Genomic DNA, 9,252 nt, shown 5'->3' with positions numbered 1-9,252 from the left:
ACGATACTGGCTGCCTGCCATTTTTGATCGCTTAGTTCTGGAAAATACTCTGATCAAAGCGCGCAAGACCAAGAAACCAAAACAGGAATGCCCATGTTTAATATTCGTATAGAGCACGTACTCAATAAACCGATAGCCGACGTATTCGACGCACTTGCCGATCACGCCAATTATGCGCGTTTCCGCGGTATAAAAGTGTCACGCTTATTGGAAGAGGGAAAATCCGAGGAGAATGGTCAGGGAGCGTTACGTTTTCTGGACTTGGGCAAAGTACAGCTTGAAGAACGCATCACACAATTTCAGCGACCAACGCTGCTCGGCTACCAGATAGAAAAATCACGCCCACTGCCCTTCAAGCATGAGATCGGTGAAATTCGTCTGACCGAAGACGGTGACAAAACCCATGTACTGTGGGTCTCTCGGGGGCGGATTACCGTGCCACTACTTGGGCGGTTTTATTTAGATGGAATGTTTGAGCGACAGGGTGTGAAGGGATTTACTTCGCTTCTCAAGCAGATCGAAGCAATGTGATAGCTGGCTTTCCGGCGGTCTTAGACAAATGAATATATAATTCTCTTTGCATAGCATTCACTTGGTCCGGGTAAAATACTGAGACGGCGTTTTCCCAAACCAGCGCTTGAAACTTCGCCTGAAACTGGAGACATCACTAAAGCCCATCAAATGCGCGACGGTTTCAACGGTTAGTCTCGCATCACTCAAGTAGTGAACCGCTTGTTTCTTTGCGACTTCATCCCTGACTACCTGAAACTTCGTTCCCTCAGCATCCAGCTTTCTAATGAGAGTCCGCGCACTCATATGGAGGGAATCTGCGACTTCTCCCAAACTCCAAATCCTACCCGGATTCTCCGCAATTAAGGATGAAACCGCGGCTTCAGTCGATTGACTAGATGGCTCTTTACTAAAGCCGGAAACCTCATTGAGCTGTTGTTCACAGATCGCTACCGATTGCTCGTGCATAAGCGGATCAGCGACAGGCGACGGAATGGATAACTGTGAGCTGGGGACAAAAACGCTGGTGTAGGGGCAATCAAAGGCAATATCAGCCCCATAGTGGTCATAGTACTTTTCGCTATAACCAGGTTTAGAGTAAGAAAAACAGACCTTGCCGGAGAATTCGTGGTCTCCGGTAAAGTGGTTTATAGCCGCGAAAATGCTACTGAAAACGCTCTCGGTAATGAAAATTCGAAGGTCATGGAGTTCGCTGCCTTCGATCAGGGTAACAGTCATACCCGCTGGGCTTTCGGTGACGGAAAAGTGCACCAGATCAAATCGTGTTTGGCTGTATCGAGCAAGCAAACCTAATGCTTTTCGGAGATCCGGACCACTAAAAATTGCAACACCAAGCGGACCATGTGTAGAAAGATGCAATTGGGTCCCAACTGACAAGCCCAAATCATCTCGCCCGGAAATTGCGCAGGCATTCCGATACATCTGCGCCAATTCATCACTGGAAATGCAGCCATCAAGCGACATCAGATCGTCATATGACACGGTCGTGCCCTTAAAGAAAGCGGCACTTTTTTCTTCACTCAGTCGCAAATGGCGAAACAGAATGCGGGCATAACTTGAGGAAAGATATTTCCTGTCTTGCATCGTGGAAAACACCGGACTATGCAATGAAATTAGTATTATGAATGCGCAAAGCCATTGCGGAGACTATACGCCAGCGAGCGCAATTTGTCATTATTTGTCCCCCTGCTGTCATTCTCGGTTCTGTTCGTTTAACCCGCGTCTTATAACAATGGGTAAATTGGGAGACGTGACATACCGAGAGGTTCGAGGATGAATAAAACCAGCACTTGTGCAGATCAAACCGATGATATCGAATTATTTAAGGCTCTCACCAAACGTCCTGAAGTCGCCTGGCCAAGTATTGTCGTTCTTGTTGCTGCCTTTGTTTGCTATGGCATATCGATCGCAGGGTATATCGAAGGAACATTGTCGTTACCCTGGGCGATAGTGATTAGCACGATCGGCGCCTATTTGTCTTTCACACCCGGTCATGACGCAACGCACAATGCCATAAGCAAAAATCGGCAACTAAACGACTGGATTGGCCGGATAGCGACTGTTCTTCAGTCACCCGTACCCTTTTTTCGCACTTTCCGTTTTATCCACATGCAACACCACAGATTCACTAACGATAAAACCAAAGACCCTGATGTCTATGTAAGCCGGGGTTCACGCTGGTTGCTCCCTTTGCGATGGGCTACGCTGGACATCAATTACCTCTTCTACTATTTCCGGCCATCTGTTTTTAAAACCAGACCAGAAAGCGAACGCAAGGAATTGTATTTCGCAATTCTGTTTGGGGCGGTGATATTGACTGTTGTTGGGCTCGCGGGCTGGATTGAATACTACGTATTGCTGTTCTTTATCCCTACACGAATCAACACTGTGCTGCTGTCAGTCGTATTTGATTACCTGCCCCACTACCCTCATCACAAGCAAGAAGTAGAAAACCCTTTTCAAGCCACATCGAACCGGGTCGGCCTGGAGTGGCTACTGACGCCGCTATTACTCTTCCAAAATTACCATCTGGTACACCATCTCTACCCGAAAGTTCCATTCTATCGCTACCTGAAGGTCTGGAATGCCAGGAGCCAGTATCACCAGTCACAAAATCCAGCAACGACTGACGCCTTATCACTTCATCCCAGAGACGCAGGCTAAGCCTCTCTGATCGAGGTATCATCATGATAATCAAAAAGACAAAAACGATTCTGGCTACAACAATGACTTCCGCAATGCTATTGCCATCCGCAGTGCTGGGAAAAGAAGATGGCCGCAGAGTGCTGGAGGAGGTCATTGTTACGGCCCAGAAACGCGCTCAAAGTTTGCAGGAAATCCCCATGTCGGTATCCGCCATCAGTGGTGATATGGCGACAGACGCAGCGATAGTCGACACCACCGACCTGGTTCAGTACACGCCAAATGTAAAATTTACAGCCGCAAATCCCGCCTACAGTTCCACCAGCATTCGCGGGTTTGGCACGCCTCCGCTTGCCCAGAATCTTGAGCCTTCTGTTGGTCTGGTAATCGACGGCGTCAGCTACGGTCGCTCTACCTTTACCAACGATGCTGTCTTCGACCTGGAGCGATTGGAGGTTTTGCGAGGACCCCAGGGGACGCTGTTCGGTAAAAACACGGTCGCTGGCGTACTGAATTTTACGACGGCTGCGCCTAGTTTCGATCTGAGCGGCTATATCAATGTGGCCGAAGAAAGTTTGGACGGGAAGCGATATGAAGCCGCTCTGGGCTTTCCGATAATCGATGACGTTCTGGCCGCTCGAATAAGCTGGCGCAAGCGTGATAAATCTTTCGGCCTCTATAACACCACCCGCAATAACGAAGAAGAACAATTTAAAGATGAGTCTATGCGTTTAAAGCTGGACTGGTTTCCGTTCGAGGGTGGTGAGATAAACCTACTCGCCTTTAAATCCGACTTTGAGAGCGTAGGCAATGGCATGCAACACAGCCATATTACACCAAGCGGTTTTCAGGTATACCGTGAAGCAGACCCGCAAACCGAAGATGATGAGTTTAATAATACCCGTGCAACCAATGCTCCCACATTCACGAGTAGGTTTAGCGAAGCGATCGCACTGAAAATGAGCGTTGATACTGGCGACAATTGGGTTTTTCGCAACGCTAGTCTGACGGCCATCGCTAGCCGGGCACAGGTTGACACTCCCTATCTACTAGATTCTGACTTCGGGCCAGTCAACGCGCTCTCTTTGGAAACGGACGGTCCCGATCGCTACAAACAGGAACAGTTCGAGTTGCGCTACACCGCCGACAGTGACGTACTGTTTGGCTGGGGTGACTCTGTCGACTGGGTTATAGGAATGTTCGTTGGCGAGTCGCACGCAACCGTAACCCAGTTCGCGCGTCAAAACCTCACCGGGCTTGCCCAACTGGCGCCGTTAATCGCTGAAGGTCGTGGTGTACCAAACGCAGGTGCCGCTGAGGTAGCGGCACTGAACGCATTGATCGGTGCGGTTCCAAACGGCGAGCAAGACGTATTCGCGGTGAATTATGTCCGCGTTTTCGCAGAGTCCTACGCGTTGTTCGCGCAGGCAGATTGGCACTTGTCGAGCTCACTAACGACAAGCCTCGGCATCCGACTGGGTAAGGAAACCAAAGACGGCGCGAACGGAAGTTTCGCAAACACGCCTGTGCCCGCACTTGTCGCCGGACAGGAAAACTTTGACAACGAAGGCAGCAAGAAAGAATACGAAGTCTCACCGAAACTGGCGGTCAGTTGGTCACCCTCTGATGAACTTACGGTATTCGGCAATATCGCCAAGGGCTTTAAAAGTGGTGGCTATTCAGGTCCTCTAATCAGGCCGATTAACGTGGAGTATGAAGCAGAAGAAGCGCTTTCTACAGAGATCGGTATAAAAAGCCGCTTGTTTGATCAGACCTTAGAATTAAATGCCACAGTTTACAAAGTGGATTTCGATAACTTCCAGCTCAACCTGTTTGACGGCACACAGATTTCTACGGCTAATACCGGTGAAGCAAATTCCAAAGGCCTGGAAATTGATTTCCAGTGGCTACCTCCGATCCCGTGGCTCACGTTACAGGGGAGCGTAGGCTTTAATAAAACACGGTATGGCGATTTCCCCTGCGGACCGACAACCTGGGATGACCGCGACGCGTTACCGGAATGCGGTGACGATGCGCCACCTTCCCAAGACTTAACTGGCGAGCGATTGGCCTTTGCGCCAGCGGAATCTGCCAGTATAACGCCGACTGTTCGCTTCCCCGTTTGGCCCGCGCGGGAAATAGGCGTCATGTTTGCTATTGATGTCATTTATCAGGGCGATCATTACCTTGACCCCGACCTTGACGAAAAGACCTATCAAGAAGCGACGACCAAGATCAACGCAAGACTGGCAATATCACCCGTGGACAAACGCTGGGCTATCATAGTGAATGCCAAGAACCTCACCGAGGAACAGGAGAGATTGTTAGTGCTGGATGCACAACAACAGGGAGGGAATTATGTGGCGGTTACCCACCCTGATGAAGTGCAGTACTCAGTGGATTTTCGCTATAACTTCGGGCTACTGGACTAACCCTGCTGTTGCCTAAGTTATCAGGAACATTATTTCCCAGTATGATGCTGCAGATTTTAAGTCTCTTCCAATAGAAAAATTTCAGAGACTATGCGTCCGGCCTGACTTTTCCATTCAGAGGTGCCGAGGCTGAGTTAAAGTATTTTCCAACGCCGCCCACGCTTTTCAGGAACTTTTTGGTCTTCAGGTAAAGTGCATAGTCTGTCCATATGCGTAGTGGAGCCGTCCGCATACTCCCAAACCAACTGATTACCATCGGGCCCTTCTTCCAGATAGCGATTCACTACCACCGGCCCCACCCGAAAACATTGAATTCGAGGACTTTGTCGCTCCACGTCATACTGGCCGAGGTTCTAGCACAGTATTCCTTGTCGCCTAAGGTAAAGAGCACAGAACCTTCTGTATCGTTGGAGTTTAAACCAACCTAAGCAGCTCCATTCTTGAAATTAGTGATTTAACTAGTAAAAAACCTGACATGAACAACTTTTTCGATCACGAAATTAATTTCTTGAAAGAGAAGGGGAACAATTAACCAGAATGTTGCCGTTTTTTTTGCGGTACGAATCCTAAATTGAGCCGCTGCTGACGTGCCGCGATTGCAATTAATTGCAATATGATGTGATGTGAGTGTGATAGCCAGCGAGAAAGACCGAACCTGTCTCCGTTCGAACTACCGCTAACGCGCTGGTTTTATGAAGCTTTTCTCAAGTAATCGGAGTATGCCGCAGCAGCCGACCGTCGGATTGATAACCCGAAGCAGCTCGCAGCCTTAGTATGAATTTACTACTACCCGGACCGGTTCAAGTTACTTGGATATGGTCAGTGCCAACCTTGTCACTGCTCAACTTTGAGCATCAGCTTACCCAGATTGCGGCCCGCGAATATCATCTCAAATGCTTCGGGAAAGTTTTGCAGTCCTTCCACGACATGTTCAAGCACGCGTAGTTTGCGCTGCTCTACCAGCGGCGTAAGCACTTCGACCGCTTCGGGAATCTGCAACAGGTAGTCCTGCATGGTAAAGCCGCGCAATGTCAGCGAGTGCGTAATCGCCGAGAGATAATTCTTTGGTCCTTGTACGCTGTCCATGTCACCGTACTGCGAAATACCCCCACACAGTACGACGCGACCCTTGTAGTTCATTCGAGTCAGCACAGTATCGAGTATTTCGCCGCCGACATTGTCAAAATACACGTCGATACCATTCGGGCATTGCTCTCGCAGACAGTCCTTGATCGAACCCGACTTGTAATCGATCGCTCCCTCCAGCCCGAACTGCTCAGTGAGTAATTTGCACTTTTCAGGTCCACCGGCAATACCGATGACACGTGCACCTGCCAATTTCGCTATTTGGGAGGCAATCGAGCCCACAGCGCCCGAGCAGGCCGACACGACTACGGTATCGCCTTCTGAAGGCGCACCGATATCACTCATACCAAAATATCCGGTGAAACCTGGCATGCCGAGTGCACTTAAAAAATAGTTTAGCGGGAGATTGCCGGGCTCAATTCGACTTAAAAATCCTTCCGCGGGCAATACCGCTTCACTTTGAACCCCGGTAAACCCGGTTGCAAAACTGCCGACCGGATAAAGATCAGATCGGCTTTCCACCACCTCACCCACCCCGAATGCCCGCATAACCTCGCCCTCATTTACCGGCGGGATATAAGAACGTTTGTCGGTCACCCAGCCCATCATTCCCGGATCGATTGAAATATACGCAAGTCTCAGGCGAATCTGACCATCCTCCAGATCCGGTGTTTCATCCTCGGTGAAGCGCCACTGGGGAAACGCATTGCCCTGGGGACGTTTCTTCAATCTAACTTGTGATGGCATAGTTAATGTCCTCGCAACCGATTTTTTCGAACCCTGACAGTGATCATGAGGACAGACTGACCATCAATCCCAACCGACCGGGCACCTTGTTGTCCAGTAGCTGCTTCCATTTATCCACTAATGTCTCCGCATCATTGATCCACTGCACATCCCAGTGATGGGAATTTTCAGAAATCAGTCTGAATAGTGTTTCCATACCTCGCTTGTGGAAGACCCCTTCGCCCCACTCTTTATCGCGCATTTCCTGATGCGCTGGATGGAAGAAGAAGTGCGGTGCAGCGCCTGGCAATTCTCTGGCAAGCGCCTCCATACCTTCGAAACCCTCCCAGTCGGTAAATCCGACCAGGCAGCTTTCCACGAGGCGATCCTGAAAATGATGATGAATCGACCCCAGAAGCGCAGTGTTGGCAGCAAAGTCGATATAGGCCGTGGTCTTGCTATTGTCTATTGCCGTCTCATCGCCATAACAAACAATACTGTCGCAGCAGTTCAGTTTCTCAACGAACTCTCGATTACCCGCGGAGGTCAAACCTATAATCTTCGCAGCGCATTTGGGATTGTCCTTGAGTAACTTGGCGACGCCGAACCCGGTCTTGGAAGAAACCGAGCTGACCACGATCTGCTCAGCATTGAAAAAATCATTGGCGTCACAATAGTCCGCAACGCAGTACGAGGTCATAAAAATTACGAACAGGCAGCTGGCGTTCTCAAAGTCCATCATTTCCTTGGGGTGATTCGTCACATTGCCGTATTCGTTGTACAGCCCAAACAACGGCACTCGATAGGCAGAGACTTCCCTGAACTGCATATCGTTCTTTTTTTGCAAGCGCAATGCTGCGGTATTCGCCATCGGATAAAAGCCATGCAGCCGCGTGCCCACCGGCGCGTCGGGGTTTTGACTTTCGGTTACCGTCGCCACCCCCCACACAGGCACCACGCCCCATTCTTCAGGCGCGGGATAGAATTGCCAATACACATCGTCTCCGCCGATGGCATAGCTGACATTGTTGGCAGTCAGGGCAAACTTCTCAATCGCGACCCGCACCTCGCCGGACTCCAGCGGCTTTGTTTCAGGCTCAACAAGACGTACCTGCCGAAAATCCCGTTTATTCACCTGCATTTGAATGGGTGTTGTCACGTTGACTCTCCTCGCGTTGAAAAAGTAGTCAAAACTGAATCACCGGCCCTCAACCAAAGACTTGAGTACCCGAAGATCCTCCAGGGTTCCCCGAGGTATTCGCTCGTTGATTCGATCCGGCGGCAGATCTCCACCCATGTCTGCGTGGCTAATTAAGGTCAGTCGGGTGGCGGTGTCGGAAACCGGCAGTATCTCGATCGAAGTATTGGATAGAGCTCGGACATACTTTTTACTCGGGGGCAATTTCGGGTCGGATACGGCATTTACGGTGATCCTGCCGGTTCTCGCACAACGCTCCACGGTGACACGATTGACCACGTCCCGGTCGGACAGCGGCCAAGGCAGATCGAGTATCGTGTGCACGATGCGCTCGTCCTCGGAAATCTGCTCGATCACCCGGCTGGACTTGCACATCTTGCGCCATTTGGCGCATTCGTTATCGCTGCCCAAGCTCGCGGCAAGCTGCTTAGGTGTCGCATTGATTTTCACTACCCCCTTCACCGCCAGGAAAGGTGAACCAGGTACCGGCTTCGTATATATCTGTAATTGGTCCTCATCCAGCGCTAAAACCCACGATTCATCCGAAACCCCATTCAATGAGGTGAGCATCATTGCCATGAAAAAAATCATTATTCGCATAGTTACCAGACCTCTGTCCTTCTTTTGATTGCAGTTCATCGCCGCTGCCGACGAAACGCCGCAATAAACAGTTTTTGATACAACCCGGGAAACAATCTCACTACTACATCCATAAACTTTGCATCCCCGCCGATCACCACGCGCCGCGCATTCCGTTGCACACCCTTCAATATCGTTTTCGCAGCCTCTTCCGCACTGGTGCGCAGCATTTTCTCCGTCGCCAGAATCTCCTGCTCACGTGTTGCGTCCTGACCCAAGTTTACGCTGGCATTCACCCTGCCCGACCGCGCGATATTGGTTTTGATGCCACCAGGATGAATGCTGGTCGCACTGATCGAACCACCCTCCAGTTCCAACTCCTGCCGCAGCGACTCGGTAAATCCGCGCACTGCAAACTTGCTGATGTTGTAGGCGCTCTGGGTTGGCTGGGCGCAGATTCCGAAAATACTGGAGACGTTGACGATGTGCCCTTCGCCACTGGTTTTGATATGCGGGAGAAAGGCTTTGGTGCCGTGGATCACACCCCACAGGTTAATG

The 9,252-nt window shown here is 50.3% G+C and carries 8 protein-coding genes; 3 read left to right on the top strand and 5 right to left on the bottom strand.

The window, feature by feature from the left end; genetic code table 11:
* Nucleotides 1-93: 93 nt before the first annotated feature.
* Nucleotides 94-531, top strand: a complete 438-nt coding sequence (locus AC222A_RS18015) for an SRPBCC family protein (RefSeq protein WP_486775378.1) — start codon at nt 94-96, stop codon at nt 529-531.
* Nucleotides 532-588: 57 nt separating this feature from the next.
* On the opposite strand, the gene AC222A_RS18010 is transcribed toward AC222A_RS18015, so the two are convergent.
* Nucleotides 589-1,614, bottom strand: a complete 1,026-nt coding sequence (locus AC222A_RS18010; RefSeq protein ID WP_486775377.1) for an AraC family transcriptional regulator — start codon at nt 1,612-1,614, stop codon at nt 589-591.
* Nucleotides 1,615-1,803: 189 nt separating this feature from the next.
* On the opposite strand from AC222A_RS18010, the gene AC222A_RS18005 reads away from it, so the two are divergent.
* A complete protein-coding gene (locus AC222A_RS18005; protein ID WP_486775376.1) occupies nt 1,804-2,694 on the top strand; it encodes a fatty acid desaturase in 891 nt (296 codons plus the stop codon).
* 23 nt (nt 2,695-2,717) lie between these two features.
* Nucleotides 2,718-5,105 (top strand): TonB-dependent receptor, encoded by a 2,388-nt coding sequence (locus AC222A_RS18000; protein ID WP_372810449.1) that lies wholly within the window; start codon nt 2,718-2,720, stop codon nt 5,103-5,105.
* 834 nt (nt 5,106-5,939) lie between these two features.
* On the opposite strand, the gene AC222A_RS17995 is transcribed toward AC222A_RS18000, so the two are convergent.
* From AC222A_RS17995 to AC222A_RS17980, 4 genes are all read right to left on the bottom strand, one after another.
* The gene (locus tag AC222A_RS17995; RefSeq protein ID WP_486775375.1) at nt 5,940-6,938 is read right to left on the bottom strand and encodes an NADP-dependent oxidoreductase; all 999 of its coding nucleotides are present in this window, start codon (nt 6,936-6,938) and stop codon (nt 5,940-5,942) included.
* A gap of 43 nt (nt 6,939-6,981) precedes the next feature.
* Nucleotides 6,982-8,076, bottom strand: coding sequence for a DUF2855 family protein (locus AC222A_RS17990; RefSeq protein WP_372759087.1), 1,095 nt, complete (start codon nt 8,074-8,076; stop codon nt 6,982-6,984).
* A 39-nt stretch (nt 8,077-8,115) separates the two neighbouring features.
* The gene (locus tag AC222A_RS17985; RefSeq protein WP_372810447.1) at nt 8,116-8,715 is read right to left on the bottom strand and encodes an START domain-containing protein; all 600 of its coding nucleotides are present in this window, start codon (nt 8,713-8,715) and stop codon (nt 8,116-8,118) included.
* 35 nt (nt 8,716-8,750) lie between these two features.
* A partial coding sequence (locus AC222A_RS17980) for an SDR family NAD(P)-dependent oxidoreductase (protein ID WP_486775374.1) occupies nt 8,751-9,252 on the bottom strand: 502 nt, incomplete at its 5' end.

The sequence above is a fragment of the Litorivivens sp. genome (genome assembly GCF_057445395.1).
This window is presented reverse-complemented; position numbering and strand designations above follow the sequence as displayed.

Bases quoted from the DNA above. Each gene is read 5' to 3' on its own strand.
- AC222A_RS18000 (WP_372810449.1), top strand. From the start codon at position 2,718: ATGATAATCAAAAAGACAAAAACGATTCTGGCTACAACAATGACTTCC.
- AC222A_RS18015 (WP_486775378.1), top strand. From the start codon at position 94: ATGTTTAATATTCGTATAGAGCACGTACTCAATAAACCGATAGCCGAC.
- AC222A_RS18010 (WP_486775377.1), bottom strand. From the start codon at position 1,614: ATGCAAGACAGGAAATATCTTTCCTCAAGTTATGCCCGCATTCTGTTT.
- AC222A_RS18005 (WP_486775376.1), top strand. From the start codon at position 1,804: ATGAATAAAACCAGCACTTGTGCAGATCAAACCGATGATATCGAATTA.
- AC222A_RS17985 (WP_372810447.1), bottom strand. From the start codon at position 8,715: ATGCGAATAATGATTTTTTTCATGGCAATGATGCTCACCTCATTGAAT.
- AC222A_RS17995 (WP_486775375.1), bottom strand. From the start codon at position 6,938: ATGCCATCACAAGTTAGATTGAAGAAACGTCCCCAGGGCAATGCGTTT.